Annotated in this window: 17 protein-coding genes, 1 tRNA gene and 1 pseudogene; 3 read left to right on the top strand and 16 right to left on the bottom strand. The window is 27.2% G+C overall.

Going from position 1 to position 17,236, the window contains the following annotated elements; translation table 11 throughout:
• Positions 1 to 195 precede the first annotated feature (195 nt).
• Positions 196 to 1,353, bottom strand: coding sequence for a GNAT family N-acetyltransferase (locus tag ABCP60_RS00440; protein WP_092927187.1), 1,158 nt, complete (start codon positions 1,351 to 1,353; stop codon positions 196 to 198).
• 1 nt (position 1,354) lies between these two features.
• Complete coding sequence (locus ABCP60_RS00435) at positions 1,355 to 2,260, bottom strand: phosphatidylglycerol lysyltransferase domain-containing protein (protein ID WP_092927189.1); 906 nt, start codon at positions 2,258 to 2,260, stop codon at positions 1,355 to 1,357.
• Between the two features lie 189 nt (positions 2,261 to 2,449).
• On the opposite strand from ABCP60_RS00435, the gene ABCP60_RS00430 reads away from it, so the two are divergent.
• Complete coding sequence (locus tag ABCP60_RS00430) at positions 2,450 to 3,292, top strand: ComEC/Rec2 family competence protein (RefSeq protein ID WP_092927191.1); 843 nt, start codon at positions 2,450 to 2,452, stop codon at positions 3,290 to 3,292.
• 55 nt (positions 3,293 to 3,347) lie between these two features.
• On the opposite strand, the gene ABCP60_RS00425 is transcribed toward ABCP60_RS00430, so the two are convergent.
• The 11 genes and pseudogenes from ABCP60_RS00425 to ABCP60_RS00375 all read right to left on the bottom strand — a co-directional run bounded on the left by ABCP60_RS00425 (position 3,348) and on the right by ABCP60_RS00375 (position 12,984).
• Positions 3,348 to 3,680 (bottom strand): helix-turn-helix domain-containing protein, encoded by a 333-nt coding sequence (locus ABCP60_RS00425; protein WP_092927193.1) that lies wholly within the window; start codon positions 3,678 to 3,680, stop codon positions 3,348 to 3,350.
• A 188-nt stretch (positions 3,681 to 3,868) separates the two neighbouring features.
• Positions 3,869 to 4,481, bottom strand: a pseudogene (locus ABCP60_RS00420) (hypothetical protein).
• 19 nt (positions 4,482 to 4,500) lie between these two features.
• Positions 4,501 to 4,818 carry a thioredoxin gene (trxA, locus tag ABCP60_RS00415; protein ID WP_092927195.1) on the bottom strand — a complete coding sequence of 106 codons (318 nt, stop codon included), beginning with the start codon at positions 4,816 to 4,818 and terminating at the stop codon, positions 4,501 to 4,503.
• A gap of 145 nt (positions 4,819 to 4,963) precedes the next feature.
• A complete protein-coding gene (locus tag ABCP60_RS00410; RefSeq protein WP_092927197.1) occupies positions 4,964 to 5,671 on the bottom strand; it encodes a tRNA threonylcarbamoyladenosine dehydratase in 708 nt (235 codons plus the stop codon).
• 348 nt (positions 5,672 to 6,019) lie between these two features.
• Positions 6,020 to 6,116 (bottom strand) — tRNA-Sec (locus tag ABCP60_RS00405).
• A 358-nt stretch (positions 6,117 to 6,474) separates the two neighbouring features.
• Positions 6,475 to 6,789, bottom strand: coding sequence for a rhodanese-like domain-containing protein (locus ABCP60_RS00400; RefSeq protein ID WP_092927199.1), 315 nt, complete (start codon positions 6,787 to 6,789; stop codon positions 6,475 to 6,477).
• Positions 6,790 to 6,959: 170 nt separating this feature from the next.
• Positions 6,960 to 7,634, bottom strand: a complete 675-nt coding sequence (locus ABCP60_RS00395) for a uracil-DNA glycosylase (protein WP_092927201.1) — start codon at positions 7,632 to 7,634, stop codon at positions 6,960 to 6,962.
• A gap of 14 nt (positions 7,635 to 7,648) precedes the next feature.
• On the bottom strand, positions 7,649 to 9,538 hold the full coding sequence (gene selB, locus ABCP60_RS00390) for a selenocysteine-specific translation elongation factor (RefSeq protein WP_166504904.1): 1,890 nt from the start codon (positions 9,536 to 9,538) through the stop codon (positions 7,649 to 7,651).
• A gap of 21 nt (positions 9,539 to 9,559) precedes the next feature.
• Positions 9,560 to 10,960 (bottom strand): L-seryl-tRNA(Sec) selenium transferase, encoded by a 1,401-nt coding sequence (gene selA, locus ABCP60_RS00385; protein ID WP_166504903.1) that lies wholly within the window; start codon positions 10,958 to 10,960, stop codon positions 9,560 to 9,562.
• A gap of 220 nt (positions 10,961 to 11,180) precedes the next feature.
• Positions 11,181 to 12,221, bottom strand: a complete 1,041-nt coding sequence (gene selD, locus ABCP60_RS00380) for a selenide, water dikinase SelD (RefSeq protein ID WP_166504902.1) — start codon at positions 12,219 to 12,221, stop codon at positions 11,181 to 11,183.
• Between the two features lie 100 nt (positions 12,222 to 12,321).
• Positions 12,322 to 12,984 carry a helix-hairpin-helix domain-containing protein gene (locus tag ABCP60_RS00375; RefSeq protein WP_207733495.1) on the bottom strand — a complete coding sequence of 221 codons (663 nt, stop codon included), beginning with the start codon at positions 12,982 to 12,984 and terminating at the stop codon, positions 12,322 to 12,324.
• A 78-nt stretch (positions 12,985 to 13,062) separates the two neighbouring features.
• Between ABCP60_RS00375 and ABCP60_RS00370 the strand changes: the two genes are divergently transcribed.
• Together ABCP60_RS00370 and ABCP60_RS00365 are read left to right on the top strand one after the other, a co-directional pair.
• Positions 13,063 to 14,373 (top strand): D-alanyl-D-alanine carboxypeptidase family protein, encoded by a 1,311-nt coding sequence (locus ABCP60_RS00370; RefSeq protein WP_092927209.1) that lies wholly within the window; start codon positions 13,063 to 13,065, stop codon positions 14,371 to 14,373.
• A gap of 111 nt (positions 14,374 to 14,484) precedes the next feature.
• Positions 14,485 to 14,730: a hypothetical protein gene (locus ABCP60_RS00365; RefSeq protein ID WP_092927211.1), complete on the top strand. Its 246-nt coding sequence runs from the start codon at positions 14,485 to 14,487 to the stop codon at positions 14,728 to 14,730.
• Positions 14,731 to 14,842: 112 nt separating this feature from the next.
• Here ABCP60_RS00365 and sdaAA read toward each other — a convergent pair whose 3' ends face one another.
• The 3 genes from sdaAA to ABCP60_RS00350 all read right to left on the bottom strand — a co-directional run bounded on the left by sdaAA (position 14,843) and on the right by ABCP60_RS00350 (position 17,155).
• A complete protein-coding gene (sdaAA, locus tag ABCP60_RS00360) occupies positions 14,843 to 15,721 on the bottom strand; it encodes an L-serine ammonia-lyase, iron-sulfur-dependent, subunit alpha (protein WP_092927213.1) in 879 nt (292 codons plus the stop codon).
• Between the two features lie 21 nt (positions 15,722 to 15,742).
• Complete coding sequence (gene sdaAB, locus ABCP60_RS00355) at positions 15,743 to 16,417, bottom strand: L-serine ammonia-lyase, iron-sulfur-dependent subunit beta (RefSeq protein ID WP_092927215.1); 675 nt, start codon at positions 16,415 to 16,417, stop codon at positions 15,743 to 15,745.
• Positions 16,418 to 16,774: 357 nt separating this feature from the next.
• Entirely contained in the window at positions 16,775 to 17,155 is a 381-nt protein-coding gene (locus ABCP60_RS00350) for a RidA family protein (protein ID WP_092927217.1), read from the bottom strand.
• Positions 17,156 to 17,236 lie beyond the last annotated feature (81 nt).

Raw genomic sequence — 17,236 nt, 5'->3', positions numbered from 1 at the left:
AGCTGACAAAGTCAGCTCCTTTTATATAATTAGATCTTCCCAATTTACACACTGATATAGGTATATTATCTATAATTCTAAGATTATGCTTTTATATCTAAGTAATTTTTTTATTATCAAATTCATTCCATCTAAACCTTAGTAATCCATCTATTATATACTATTAAATATATTTAATATACAATTTAGCATCTTTTATACATATTCATTTATATAATTATCTTTCTTATCAAATATAGTTTTAAACAGCTTTATAACATTATCACTAGCTTTATTATTATTTATAATTAAAGCATCTTCTATGTCTATATATGAAAATCCTAACTGAGTCATTGTGTTTATGTTAAATGTAACATCAGCTTCAGATTGTATTTTTTCAACATAAATTCTTTTATTTTCTAATTTTATATTAAATATTCCATTATTTTCTTTTATAAACTTATCTTCAACTTCTATATTAGCACTTAAGATTAAGTCACTTTCTATATTTAAACTTTCTAAATATCCTTTTAAATTTATTATTCTTCCCATCATAAAAGGCTTAATTTTTATGTCTGACGTTTTAGGATTATCTAGTATAAATCTTATCTTATCATTTATAGGAGCTGATATAGTAACTTTCTTACATTGCGTATTATGATTATATATAAACTTAAGCATAGTTTTTAGAGAATCTATATTTTTATAATATATTTCTCTTACAAACATATTATCTCCATTTAAAAAATATATTATATATCCTTTTACTTTTTCATCTTCATGAATATATATATGACCATTTTCACTTTTTACTTCTTTAAATAAGTTTTCATAGTATGCTTGATCTCTTTCTATATTTCCATTTGTATCCTTAAGAAAAGAATTACTTATATTTATTAAATCTTTAATGTTAGAATCCTTTGCTTTTATCATCTTTCCTTTTATTTTAAAGTTCTTTAATTCTTCTACATCTAAGTTATATTCTATCTGATCGTAACATTGTTCATATCCATATTTTCTATATAATCTATAATCAATAGGCATTAATATAGATACAAATTGACCTTTATTGTACATTTCATTAAGAGAAAATTCCATGATATTTTTCATATATCCCATCCCTCTTGCTTCTGGGAATGTTGATACTCCTACAACATATGATGTATCGTATATTTTGCTATTTAATTTTAACTTATATTGATTTAGTTGAAGAGAAGAAACTATATTTTCATCTTCTTCTATGACAACTGTATTATAATTTTTATATTTATAATTAAAGTAGTAATCTACGAAACCTTCTTCATCATTAAAACAATAATTCCATATATCTTTTATACTATCTATATCATTGTCTTTGGCATATCTTATATTCATATTATTTCTCCCTAACAGTATACTTTTCAACAAATTTACATGGGTGATATGATAATTTAGCTTTTCTAAGGCCTTCTATACCCATATCTTCTTCTCTATTTACAAATTCTACATCTGGAAATTCATTTACTATAAATTGTTGATTTATATAAGGATATAAGCCTCTTATATCTGGATTCGCTTTTTCTATATGAACTAGTGCCATGTTTTTATTTAAAAGTTCTCCTATTGTAAATGCCTCTAACTTTCCATCTACATATATACCAGCTATTTTTACTCTATCTTTTAGTATGTCATAGCTATCAAATATTTTTTTTATTCCTATTAACTCATCATCCATACCTTCATCAAATTCATTGTGTTCTTCCTTATTTATACTCCACTCTTTTAGTAAATTTAGACACTCCCCAAAGTTTTCTTTATCTAAAAGCTTATATTCAAATCTTCCTTCATATTCCTTTAAGAAGTAATTTATATGATTTCGCTTCTTTTGATTTTTTCTTCCCCCTAAAGTTCTTAAGCTCTCTCCTTCATATATATAATCAAATAAATCTCTTTCTTCTATATATTCAAATCTATCTTTAAAATCTTCTTTAAGTGCTTCTATTACCTCTTTTGTTACACCCCTTAAATATATTTTCTTATTTTCTTTTTCAAAATATTCTATAACAAAATCTATAACTTTGTTTAAATTCTCTTTTTTAGTTAATGGTAATATAGAGAAACTATCTCCTTCGTATTCACCAACTAATACTGCGAAATCTTCTTGTGTATAATAACTTGTTTTGTAAACATGTTGCCACATATATAATGTAGCAAAACAATACTCACATGCTTCATAGTCTACCAAATCAAAATATGGATCTAATTCCTTTTTTGCATTTATATCTATTTCTTTAAAAAACATAACTTCCTCCTGTTTACTATCTTCTGTATAATCTTGACTTTCATAATTTTTATCTATGTATAACTTTAAAAATCTCTAAAGTTGAATTTTTCTTTATTTTTTTGTTTAAAATCTTAACATAATAATCAATATTAACTTATATTACCCAAATTATTTTTTAATAAACATTTAAGTGAGGTGGTTTATCACTTGAGAAGTATAATTTTCTCGCTAATACTTATTATAATATCACTTTTATCTGGTTGTGACAAAGTTTCTCATTTAGAAATTCATATTATCGATGTTGGACAAGGCGATAGCATTCTAATCCAAACACCATATAATAAAAATATCTTAATTGACGGTGGAGACGAAGATAGTGATAACATAGTCAAAAGATATCTCAAAAAACAAAATGTAGATGTTATAGACTATTTAATAGCTACACACCATGATTCAGACCATATCGGTGGTCTTGATAACATAATTAATAACTTCAAAGTTAAATCTATTTATATGCCTGAATATAAGCATGATTCAACTTCCTACTCAAACTTAATATCAGCATGTTCTAATAAAAATCTATCTATAAATTACCTGTATAAAAATGATACTTTGCATATAGAAGATAATATAATTTTATCAGTGTTAAGTCCTTCTTTTATACAAAAAGATAGCAATTTAAATTCTATAGTATTTAAGCTATCTTACCTGAACAAATCATTTTTATTTACTGGTGATGCTGAAGAACCAAATGAAATTGATATTATAAATTCATTTGATATTAAGGATATAGATTTTTTAAAGGTAGGCCATCACGGCAGTAGCTCTTCAAGTAGTGATCTATTCTTAGATGAAGTTAATCCAGATATAGCTGTTATATCCTGTGGTTATAAAAATCAATATGGACATCCTCACAGAAATATATTAGAAAATCTTTCTAATAAAAATACCCTAGTTTACAGAACTGACATTTTAGGTGATATTGTTTTTTATAGTGATGGAGACATTATCTACACTAAAAATAACTACGAATATAATACCCATAAATAATATAACAATACATTATATTTATATCAATTAGTTACTTTTTAGTAACTATGCAATTTTATTCTTCACAAGTTATGTGTTGATTACTCCACTCTATCATTTTTGCCATTACATTTAAAAGTGCTAACCCTGATTCGCTAAGATAATACGTAGATTCAACAGTATTTTTTATTAATTTTTTATCATTTATAATAATATTATTTTCTATTAATAAATCTAGCTGCTGGATTAGCATTTTCTTGCTACATTTATTCATCTTCCTTTGTAAATCACCAAATCTTACTTTATCATCTTGTATAGCCCATATAATTCCCCCAACCCATTTTTTACCTAATATACTAGCTAATGCTTCAACGGGGCAATCATATACCATATCACTTATATTGTACATTTTTTGTCCTCCTTATTAAATCTTTGTATATATTAAGTTATAATATTATTTCTATTTTGTCCAATTTTAATCTTTTAAATTTTACTTTAATTTATTTTAGATATTATCTCTTTAAATTTTTTAACGATTTAAATTTTTTTAATAATAAAAAAACCTATGGATAAGTAAATTATACCGTAGGTTTTTTATTATTTCTGTAAACTCATTTGGTTTATTCTCAATTTGTCTAAGTGAGATATTGCACTTGATACCGCCATTTGACCTTCTCCTGATGACTTTAGATATTGATATGGCTTACCTGCACAATCTCCAGCTGCATATAACCATTCTATATTAGTTTTCATTTCTCTATCTGCTTTTATATGAGGTCCTTCAACTTCTAACCCTGGTACCATATAACTTGGCGATACACTATCCTCCATAATAAATATACCATCTGCATATAGTTCTGTATTTTTTAGAACTAATTTATTAACTGTTTTTTCTCCTTTTATTTCTAAAGGTTTATCGTTAATTATTTCTATAGATGAATCTAGTGAATTAGTTAATTTATACATTGGTATATAATATATCTTTGAAGCTATTTCACTCAAGAAGTTTGCATCTTCTTCTCCTTCATGATTGTATCCTACTACTGCAACTACTTTATCTCTATATAATCCCGCATCACAAGTTTCACAATATCCTACACCTTTTACTAGATATTTTTCTTCACCTTTTATTTTTATTTCTTATTTTAGCATTTAATGCAGCAGCCATACCTGCTGATCCACTACCTACTATTGCTATATCATATCTCATATTACTTACTTTCTTATATTTATATATGTGATTTAACAATTTCTTCTAATTTTTGTTTTGGTATAAACCCTACTAATCTATCTACTTCTTTTCCTTCTTTAAAAACTATAACTGTTGGTACAGTATGTATCTCAAATTGTCTAGCTAATTCTAAACTTTTATCTATATCAACCTTTAAAAATTTTGCATCTTCTTTCATATCTTGTTCTAATCCTTCAAATATTGGTGATAACATCTTACATGGTCCACACCAAGTTGCAAAAAAATCTACCACTGTTGTTTCATTTGATAATTCTACCTCATTAACAAATTCTTCTGTATTTATTATTCTAGTCATTACATTATCTCCTTTGTTTATTTTGATAAATATACTATACCAACTATAGTTTCTTATAACAATTAGTTACTTATTTGTAACCACCTATAAATATAACTTTTTAAAAAATAAAAAAGAAGAACACAAAGCATTCTTCTTTTTTATGTTATTTATTTATTAAATCATTTATAACAACAGATGCTATAACTAGACCTCCAACAGATGGTACAAATGAAACACTTCCTGGTGTAACCTTTTTGCCATTCATTATTTTTTCTTTAAGCTCTCTTGGCTTTTCAGTTGAAAATACTACCTTTAATTTTTTTATTTTTCTATCTCTTAGTTCTTTTCTCATCACCTTAGCTAATGGGCACATAGTTGTTTTATGCACATCTGTAACTACTATTTTAGTTGGATCTAATTTATTTCCCATTCCCATAGAACTTATTATTTCAAGTCCCTTCTTTTTGCAAGTTTCTATTAAATGTATTTTAGAACTAACCATATCTATTGCATCTACTACATAATCATACTTTTCACTTAATAGTTCTTCACTTGTTTCTTCATTATATAAACTTTTTATAGCTTTTATATTTATATCTGGATTTATATCAAGTATCCTTTCTTTCATAACATCAACTTTATCTCTACCTACAGTTGAGTGTAGTGCTGGAAGTTGTCTATTTATATTAGTTATATCTACATCATCAAAGTCTACTATAGTAAGATTTCCTACTCCTGCTCTTGCTATAGCCTCTGCTGCAAAACTACCTACTCCTCCAACTCCAAATACTATTACATTTGAATTTTTTAGTTTCTCTATACCTTCTTGTCCTATTATTAGACCGGTTCTAGTTGTAAAGTTTTTTTCCATATCTTATTTCTCCTGAAATTATTTATTATTGTTTTAAAAAAATATATTCTACCAAGTTATATAATGAGATTTACATAAAATTTATAAATCTACCTTTTAACTTATTATTAGTTTCATCATTTAATCTTATTATTTATTTTTATACGATAACTGATTGTATTTTTTATTATGTTAAAATTAAATATAATGATAATTATAATTTAATTGTACGAATTTTAAAAGATATAAATAAAAATAATTCAATAAAACATAAAATCATTTTTATATTAAACATTTATATATATTTATTGTATAGTAATTTAATGTACTCTTATAATAAAAAAAGAACTCATAAGAGTTCTCACAAATTGGCGGGAATGCGTGGGAGTCGAACCCACCTAAGAGGCTCTTAACCCCTCATACTAGTTTTGAAGACTAGAGAGCACACCGGCACTCATCCATCCCCATATTAATCATTTAATAAAAATATCATATTTCTATGCATATTTTATTATATTGACATAAAAGTATTTTTAATACCTTAATAATTTGTAATTATACCATAAATATACTCTATTAACAATCTTTATGCAATATATTTTAATAAAAAATTAAGTTCATAGTTTATTTTAATTGTAAACTATGAATCTCTGTACTATTATTTAATCAGATAATATTTATATTGCATTTCTAATAGATATTTACCATTTAAATTGTGACTTTTTTAATATATAATATCAATTTGATAAAAATAAAATGTGCTTAGTAAGTTTTTTCAATAATTCTAGCACATCTTATTATATCATTTATTCTTAGTATTTTCGTTATTTTTCAAGTTCATATTTATAGCCTTTTATACCTCCAAATAAACTATATAATTTATTAAATCCATTTATACTTAATACCTTACATGTAGCTTTACTTTGGCTCCCTATTCCACAATATAATAATATTTTCTTATCCTTGTAATCTGCCAAGAAATCCATCTCATCATTTATCTCATTCATTGGTATATTTATAGCCTTTGGCAAATGACCATTTAGGTAATATTCTTCATTTCTAATATCTATAATAAGATCGAATTCATTGTTATCTATCATTGACTTTATTTTTTCTGATTCTAATATATATATACTCATATACAGCCTCCTCTCTTATTTAATATATTATGATTTTTTTCACAATAAGTTACATAGTTAAAGTTAATATTATATATCTAATTATATTTTGACAAATATTTATTGATTTTATCTATAATCATATATTCTTTATTAACAAAATAACTACACCTATATAGGTGTAGTTATTTTTATATATTAGGTATTTGCCACTGTATAGGGCTTTTACCTATTGATTTTAATATTTTATTAGTTTCTAAGAAATGATTACATCCAAAGAATCCTCTTCTTGCAGATAAGGGACTTGGATGAGGAGATTCTAATATATAATGATGATTAGAAGTTATAAGCGCCTTTTTGCTTCTTGCATTTGCTCCCCATAATATAAATATTACAGGGTCTTTTCTATTATTTAAAATTCTTATTATTTCATCAGTGAAAATTTCCCATCCCTTCCCTTTGTGAGAATTAGCTTCATGAGCTCTAACTGTTAGAGCTGTATTTAATAGTAATACACCTTGATCTGCCCACGGAATTAAATAACCATTGTTTGGTATAAAACATCCTAATTCACTATTTAACTCTTTATATATATTTAATAAAGATGGTGGTATTTTTTCTCCTGGTTGCACTGAAAAAGCCAGTCCATGTGCTTGATTTTCACCATGATAAGGATCTTGTCCTAGTATAAGTACTTTTGTATCTTTATATGATGTATGCTTTAAAGCTTCAAATATATTATTCATATTTGGGTATATTATTCTTTCGCTATATTCTTTTTTTAAAAATTCTCTTAATTTTAAATAGTAATCTTTTTTAAATTCTTCTTTTAATAATTCGTCCCAGTCATTATTTAAATTTACCATTTTGTCACCCTTATCTAAAATAGTACTCTGCTATTTTCTTTTCTCTTAGTTATTTTATTTCTATCAAAGTTTTCTAATAATATCACACAATTTTTTCGGCTAGAATTAAGTAAGTCTCTGTATTCGCCTAAAGTTATTTCTTTATTTTCTTTTAAATAATTAATCAAATTATTTTTTAGTGTTTCATACAGCTCTTTATCAATAACATGCTTTTCATCTAATTGTTCTACTTCTTGTCCTATCATAGATTCTAATACTTCTTCATAAAATTTATTTTTGTTACATATACCATCTATTGTTAATATATTTTCTGATTTATTCATGCTAGAATTTAACTGATTTTTTATAGTGTTTTTTATTTCTAGCTGCTTTGAGTTTAACCTTACTTCAAATTCATATAAAGATATTAAATTATCGTTTACTTTTACTACTTTTTCTTTACTTAACTTATCTATTAATAAGTCCATCTCCTTAGTCTTAAACTTACCTTCAACTTTAGATCTAAACTCTTCTTTTACCATACCATTTCTAAGTCTGTAAGATTTATGATACTTAGTAAGTAAGTCTACACTTTTAGATTTTAGAGTCTCATATTTATTAATATGCATATACATACTATTTATACAGATAGCTTTATCCATATTTATAAGCTCTTGTAAAGCTTTATCTACATTTTCTTCATTTTCTCCAATATAGGCCATTATCTCTTTTTTACTTGGATATATTTCAGTATTTTTTTTAAGATACTCTTCTAATATATCTTTTAATTCACCTTTTTCTTTTATCTTTAATGAATTTATAACGTTTGTATCAAATTTTTTATGCTTTTTAGGGTTTGTGTCTATTATAGTTCCTCCACCTATAGTTTCCATAGGTGAATAACTTCTAATAACAAATTTATCTCCTTTTTTAGCTACTATACTTTCTTCTAATCTTAATTGTACATATCCATCTTCTGATGAGTTTATTATTTCTTTGTCTAATGGTACTGCCCTGCACAAAATTTCTTTTGTACCATGGTAAAGCCTTAACCTATCCCAATGTTTTAAGCTTTTGTTTGAATGATTTACAATAGATATTTTAACATCTAACATCATGGATTCTTCTAAAGAATTTTTTGCACCTAAAACATCTCCTCTTTTTAGATCTTCAACTTTGACATTAGATATATTTATTGCAGTTCTTTGTCCTGCATAAGCAGTGTTTACATTTTCGCCATGAACTTGAATACTTCTTATTTTCGTTTCTATATTTGAAGGATATAGCATTAAATCATCTTCAACACTTATTTTTCCTTCTGTTAGGGTCCCTGTTATTACAGTTCCAAATCCTTTTACAGAAAATACTCTATCTATATTAAGCCTTGCAGGTGAACTTATATCATTATCTTCTATATCTTTACTTATTTCATCAATTTTGTTTATAAGTTTATCTATACCCCTTTTAGATATAGAATCAACTTCTATTATATCTGCATCTTCAAGAAAAGTTCCTTTTACCTTTTCTATTACATCTTCTTTTACTAATTCTATAAATTCTTCATCTACTGTATCACATTTTGTTAAAACTATTATTCCATTTTTGACATTTAAAAATTTTAATATATCTAAATGCTCAATAGTTTGAGGCATTACACCTTCGTCAGCTCCAATTACAAATAAAACCATGTCTAAACCAGATGCTCCTGCAAGCATGTTTTTTATAAATTTTTCATGCCCTGGAACATCAACTATACCTGCTCTTTTTTTGCTCGGCAAATCAAAATATGTAAATCCTAAATTTATTGATATTCCTCTCTTTTTTTCTTCTGCTAAAGTATCTGTTTCTCTTCCTGTAAGTGCTTTTATAAGGGTAGTTTTTCCATGGTCTATATGACCTGCTGTACCTATTACTATATTTTTCATGTTAATCTCCCCTCTTGTATACTATTTAAATATATTTTTAAGCTCATTTATTATTAAATCATATTCGTCTTCAAATATAGTCCTTACATCTAATATGTATTTATTTTCATACACTCTTGCTATTATATGAGCATTACTTAATCTTAGTCTTCTCTCTAGTGTTGATACATTCATATTATTTGGAGTTATCGCGACTACCTTACTTTTTATAGTCTCTAAAGGCATAGATCCTCCCCCAACTTGAGATAAACCATCTTCTACACATACTTTTGCATCTATTTTTAGTTCTTTTATTTTATTTAATAAATCGTTAGCTTTTTCTTCTAATTCATCTATTTTATAAGTTAACATTCTAAGCGTTGGTATTTCTTTAATTGCTTTTTCTTCATCTAAATAAGTTCTAAGTGTAGATTCTAGAGCGCATATAGTTAACTTATCTACTCTTAGGGCTCTTGTTAATTGATTTTTTTTCATTTTATCTATGTACTCTTTTTTACCAACTATTATACCAGCTTGTGGTCCACCTAGCATTTTGTCTCCACTAAAAGTAACTATATCAGCACCTTTTCGTAGAGAATCTAAAACAGTAGGTTCATAAGACAGTCCATATTTTGATAAATCGATAAATACTCCACTACCTAAATCTTCTATCACAGGTATATTATGCTTTTTGCTAAGGATAGATAACTCATCTATATCTACACTTTCTGTAAATCCAAGTATTCTATAATTACTAGTATGAACCTTCATAATAGCTTTAGTATCTTCACTAATCGCTTCTTCATAATCTTTTAAATGTGTTTTGTTAGTAGCACCAACCTCTAAAAGTTTTGTACCACTTAATTCCATTATACTTGGTATTCTAAAAGAGCCACCAACTTCTACTAACTCACCTCTTGATACTATAACTTCGCCATCTTTAGCTAATGTGCTTAATACAAGCAGTACAGCTGCTGCATTATTATTTACCACTAATACATCCTCAGCATTTGTAAGCCTTTTTATTGTATCTGCTAGATGATCGTACCTCGAACCTCTTTGACCTTTTTCAATATTGTATTCTAAATTAGAATATCTAGATGCAGAATTCCAAAGTTCTTCTTTTATACTTTCACTAAGTAATGATCTTCCTAAATTAGTATGTAATACTGTACCTGTAGCATTTATAACCTTTTTTAAGGATAATGCATAGCTTATATTAATCTCATTTTTTATATCTTTAATTATATTATTTAAATCTAAATTTATATTATTTTTATCGTCCTTAATATCTATTATTTCTTTTCTTTTTCTATCTATAACCTTCCTTATGCACTCTATGACTAAATTTCTAGGATACTCTTCTAATGTATTTTTTATATCTTCTTGGTTTAAAACTTCATCAACTGAAGGTAGCTTAGAAAATAATTCTCTTTTATTCAAATAAATCACAACCTTTGCTCTAAATTTCTAATTATTTAATAATATTTTATATTATTCTATTTTATAGCTAACCCACCTTCTATGTAGTACATAATATTTTCAAAATAAAATTTTATTTGTTTAGCTATTTTATTGATCTATTTTAGTATGTTTTATGCAAATTTTTTCATATATAAAATATGGAAATCATATACTGTATGATTTCCATATTTTATATTATCTATATAACAGTTATGTACTTACTAGATTTTTCTTTAACTTCACCAATTACTTTAGCCTCTATAGATCCATTTTTCTTCATATCTTTTATTAGCATATCTGCTAATTCTTCTCTAACAGAAATTAGTAATCCACCTGATGTTTGAGGATCGTACAATATATCCTCTATTTCAGTTGCTATATTATTTGTACTAACATCTTTTCCTATGTATTCTTTATTTCTATACATACCTGCAGGTATTATACCCATTCTTGCCATATCGACAGCTCCCTCCAATATAGGAACTTCCTTCGAATCTATTTCAATACTTACATTTGATGCCTTTGCCATTTCTAGGGCATGTCCTAAAAGTCCAAATCCTGTTATATCTGTAACTGAATTAACTTCTATATTATCAAAACTCATTGCTGCATACTTATTTAAATGTATCATAGTTTCTATTACTTTTTCAGAAACTTCTTTATCTACTAATCCTTCTTTCATAGCTGTATTTAATATACCTACACCTATAGGTTTAGTTATAATTAACTTATCACCTACTTTAGATGTTGCATTTGATAATACTTTATCTGGATGAACTATACCAGATACTGAAAGTCCATATTTGGGTTCTTTATCATCTACAGTATGCCCCCCAACTAAAAGTGCGCCACTCTCCTTAACTTTATCAAATCCACCCTTTAATATTTCTGCTAAAACATTCATATCATGACATGATGGAAAACAAACTATATTCATAGCTACAATTGGTTTTCCCCCCATAGCATAGACATCTGATAAAGAGTTTGCTGCTGCTATTTGACCAAATATATATGGGTCATCTATCATTGGAGTGAAAAAGTCTAGTGTCTGAATTAAAGCACTATCATTATTTAATTTATATACAGCTGCATCATCGGATGTTTCTAATCCAACTAATAAATTGTCTGTGCTTTCATTTCTAGGTAGTTTACTTAATACTGATGCCAGAACCTCTGGCCCAATCTTAGCCGCTCAGCCACCTGAAGTAGTCATATCTGTAAGTTTTCTTAACATCTCCATATATATCTCTCCTTGTTATGTCTTATAATAATTATAATATCATATTTTTACTTTTAAATTTACAAGTTTATATCAAATATTATTTTATTTAATGGTTATTTTACTCTATAGTAATCATATCCTTAATATCTTCATATTTTTTATCTCCAATTCCATTTACATTTTTTATTTCCTCAATACTCTTAAACTGACCTTTTTCTTCCCTATAATTTAATATTTTGTTAGCCGTAGCCTCTCCAACCCCAGGCAGTTTGTCTAAATCGCTTACGTTAGCTATATTTATATTGATTTTTGAATTATCTTCTTGAGACTTAGTATTATTTTGTGTTACATTTTCGTTATTATTATTTATTTCTTCACCTATTTTAGGTATTATATAATGCATTTCATCTTCTATAGTCATAGCTAAATTTATTTTATTTAAATCTGCCTCTTCTGTAAATCCTCCTAGTAAATCTATAGCATCTATTAACCTTTTGCTATTTTCAATTGTGACCACCCCAGGATTTTTAACCTCTCCACTTATAAATATCCTTATTTCTTTTGATTTATTTTCATTTATATCATTTTTATTTGCTGTTTTTTCCAATATTTTATCTTTGTCCATTTGTTCATCGTACTTTAAATTTTTAGTTTCTTCTTTCTCACTTTTGCTAACTACATATACATTATCTCTAACTTTTAACCCTCTATTAATTATAGTAGCAGATATAGAAAATACGGTTATGAGTATTACTATTGCAACCTTTTTTTGCTTGTTCAAATAAAATCACTCCTTCATTTTAATTATTGACAAAATTATGTTATACTAAAATATAAGTTTTGTTTTGGAGGTTAGTAAATGAAGAAAATTTTATCAATTTTGGCATCCTTGATGATTATACTCTCACAAATTTTAGGAGCTACTAATGAGGCTTTTGCTCAGGATAAAAAGCCTGACCTTACAGCAGAATATGCAGTATTAATGGACTATGAGACTGGAAAGGTTTTATACAATAAAAATGGACATGCCAGAATATATCCTGCATCAACTACTAAGGCATGGACAGCTTATGTAGTTATAAAGCACGTATCTGATTTAAGTTCAATGGTAACAATAAAAAACTTACCACCTATAGATGGATCTAGTATGTACTTAAAAAATGGAGAATCTTTTACAGTTAAGCAATTATTACAAGCTCTTTTAATACATTCTTCTAATGATGCTGCCTTTGTTTTAGCCAAATATGTTAGCGGTTCTGTGGACAAATTTGTAGACCTTATGAATAAGGAAGCTAAAGCTATTGGAGCTGAAGGTACTCATTTTAACAATCCACACGGTTTACCAGATGAAAAGCACTGGACTACAGCTTATGATATGGCTTTAATGGCCAGACAAGCTATGAGTAATGATGTCTTTAGAGATATCGTTAACACTAAATCTATAAAGTTTGAACCAAATGAGGCTTATCCTCATGAAAGATATTTTATAAATACTAATAAATTTTTAACATCTAATGAGAAAATAGACTACAAGGGTGAAAAAATCGATATTAAATATGATATAGTTGATGGTATTAAGACTGGTTATACAGATGATGCTGGTAGATGTCTTTTAAGTAGTGCTGTAAAAAACGATATGAGATTTATAGCTGCTGTTTTTAAAGCTGTTGGAAATGATTTATATCTAGATTCTAGAACACTACTAGATTATGGCTTTGATAACTTCTCTAATACTACTGTTATTGATAAATCTGACTATATAAAACATAAAAAAGTAATTTTTAGTAAACAAGGAGAATTAATTTACGAACCTGAATATAGTTATAAAGTAGTTCTTCCTAAGGGTACTAAAGATGGAATATATACTACAAAAGTTAAATTAGATGATATTAGTTTACCTATAAAAAAAGGGGACAAAGTTGGTGAACTAGAAGTTTATAATAAAAATAAACTAGAAACTACTATCAACCTTGTAGCTACAGATGATGTCAATAGCATTTTTAGCTTTATAACAGAAAATAAAATCATAATGACAATAATAAAAGTTGTATTGTTAATTGGAATTATTGCTTTTGTATTATTTATAACTATGAGAAGAAAATCAAATAAAAATAGACGTTATGCAAGTATCTATTCAAATAAAAACAAAAAATATAAAAGAAGAAGATAAGAGTAGCAATTTATTGCTGCTCTTTTATTTTGTGTAACATTTGTTACAGACAAGTTTTAACTTTTAAGTTATAATGTATTTTTTAATATATTAAATTATTGGAGGTTTATTATGAGCTGTGGATGTTCAAACATGGATAAAAATAACGGTAGAAATGTAGTAGATTTAGTTAGAAGTAAAGGTAAAGGAGATTTTCCTCTAAGAACTACTCATGATATAGAATGTGTTAATTGTAGTAAAGTATTTACAATGACTACTCATGTAGACAAATGCCCTCATTGCAACATGGTTTATGGAGTTACACCTTGTAGTTCTATGGATAAAAATAATATAAAGCCAGCTGGTGTAAATTATTAATCATTTTAACAAATTAAGTTTTTCAAAGAAGTTACTTTTTATATTTTAAGTAGCTTCTTTATTTTTACTTATATAAAAAGAGCTGTTCTCTATGAGATACAGCTCTTATATATTATCCAAATATTTTCTTAGTTAAAGAACATCCTGTGCAAGTAGCAGCAACTCCACCTAATGCAGTTTCTCTTAACTCCATTGGAAGTGTTTTACCTACTTTGTACATTGCTTCAACAGTTTCATCAAATGGTACTATGTTTAATATTCCAGCTAAAACTAATTCAGCAGATATTAAAGCATTAGCAACACCTATAGCATTTCTTCCTTGGCAAGGCGCTTCAACAAGTCCTGCTATTGGGTCACATATAAGTCCCATAACATTTTGTAAACAGTGAGATGCAGCATGAATAGCTTGTTCAGGTTTTCCACCCATCATTTCAACTACACCAGCAGCAGCCATAGCAGCAGCAGCACCAGTTTCAGCTTGACATCCACCTTCTGCACCAGCAACTGTAGCATTTCTAGTTATTATAGCTCCTATTGCTGAAGCTGTAAATAGTGCATCTACCATTTGCTCATCAGTAAATCCATATTCTTTACCTATTGTAACAACAGCTCCTGGAAGTATACCACAAGAACCTGCTGTAGGTGCAGCAACTATTAGACCCATAGAAGCATTAATTTCCATAGTACCCATTGCAGCAACCATAGCTTTATTCATTAATTCTCCACATACACTTCTAGATGAATTTCTATAATTAGTTAATTTCTTAGCTTCTCCACCTATAAGTCCACCCATAGACTTTATATCTTCTTCAACAGCTCTTTCAGTAGCTGCTTTCATTATGCTTAAGCTATACATCATTTTTTCTCTTATTTCTTCTTTAGATAAACCTGACATCTCAGCTTCTCTTTCTAAACATAATTGATGTATAGGCATATTTAACTCTTTACATTTTTCTAATAATTCTGCTCCACTTGTAAAGTTATATTTCATTTTTTCGTCTCTCCTTACTCATTAGAATTTGTCTAAAACTACAACCTTAGCTATTACTTCAAACTTTCTTAATTGCTCAACTAAATCTTGTTCTAATTTTTCATCTGTTTCTATAGTAACAAATGTAAACTCAGATTTAGCTGGCTTATTTGTTGATATTGTTGATATATTTTTATTGTTATGAGCAAGTAATCCTGTTACAAACGATACTGCACCTGGGATATCTTTTATTTCTAGTACTACTGCAGCCTTTGAACCATTAAAATCAAGAGCTAATCCATCCATTTCTGTAAGTTTTATGTTACCTCCACCTATAGAAGCACCCATTACAGTTGACTTTGATCCATCTTCTAAAAGCATTTCCATTTTAACAGTGTTAGGATGTACGTTTTCTCCTAAATCAGTTTTGATAAATTCAAACTTAATACCAGCTTCTTCTGCTAATTTGAAAGAATCTTTTATTCTAGCATCATCAGTCTCAAATCCTAATATCCCACCTACTAATGCTTTATCAGTTCCATGTCCTTTGTATGTTTCTGCAAAAGAACCATGTAACAAGAATTTAACTTCCTTTATACGTTTTCCTGCTATCTTCGAAGCAGTTTTCCCTAGTCTAGCTGCTCCTGCTGTATGAGAACTAGATGGTCCTATCATGTTTGGTCCTACGACATCAAATACACTATAATCCTTAGCCATTGTATTACCTCTTTCTCCTAAAAGTCTTAATTAAAATTTTTTGATTTTAATTGCATTGCATATTAGTATTAATTTTAAATAGCTTAATATTATTATTTATCCAAAACTATCTTATATACATATTTATATCCTTAAATAAATGTATATAAACTAGTTTCTCATAAAATTCAATTTAAAATTTAATCCATTGATAATATTTTATTTAAATTCGTCATATTTTGTCAAGAAGGAAAGCAAAAAAAACTTTTTTGACTATATAATTTTATTTTGTAATTAAACATTTTTTTAACAAACTTTCCTATAAATTACAAAATGACCAGATTTAATCTGGCCATTTTAGTAATTTTTGGTAAAATATTATTTTACAGCTATTACTTCTATTTCAACTTTAACATCTTTTGGTAATCTTGCAACTTCTACACAAGCTCTTGCAGGCTTGCTTTCACCGAAGAATTCAGCATAAACTTCATTTATTTGAGCGAATTCGTTCATGTCTTTTATAAATACTGTAGTCTTAACTACATCTGCAAAGTCATATCCAGCTTCTGTTAATATAGCTTTTATGTTTGTTAGTGATTGAGCTGCTTGAGCTTTAACATCTCCTTCAACTATTTCCATAGTTTCTGGTACAAAAGGAACTTGTCCAGATACAAATAACATATTTCCAGCTTTAACAGCTTGTGAGTATGGTCCTATAGCTTTAGGAGCATTATTAGTGTGTATTACTTCGTGTTTCATTTTAAATTCCTCCTTATACATTAACTATATGTATTTAGTATTAGTCTTTCGATACTATTATACTACTATATTTATATTTGT

Source organism: Romboutsia sp. MSSM.1001216sp_RTP31141st1_G3_RTP31141_220114, from assembly GCF_039031195.1.
In the GTDB taxonomy this organism is placed as follows: Bacteria; Bacillota; Clostridia; order Peptostreptococcales; family Peptostreptococcaceae; genus Romboutsia_C; species Romboutsia_C hominis.
Note: the sequence above shows the minus strand (reverse complement) of the source record. Positions and strands in the feature narration are given on the sequence as shown.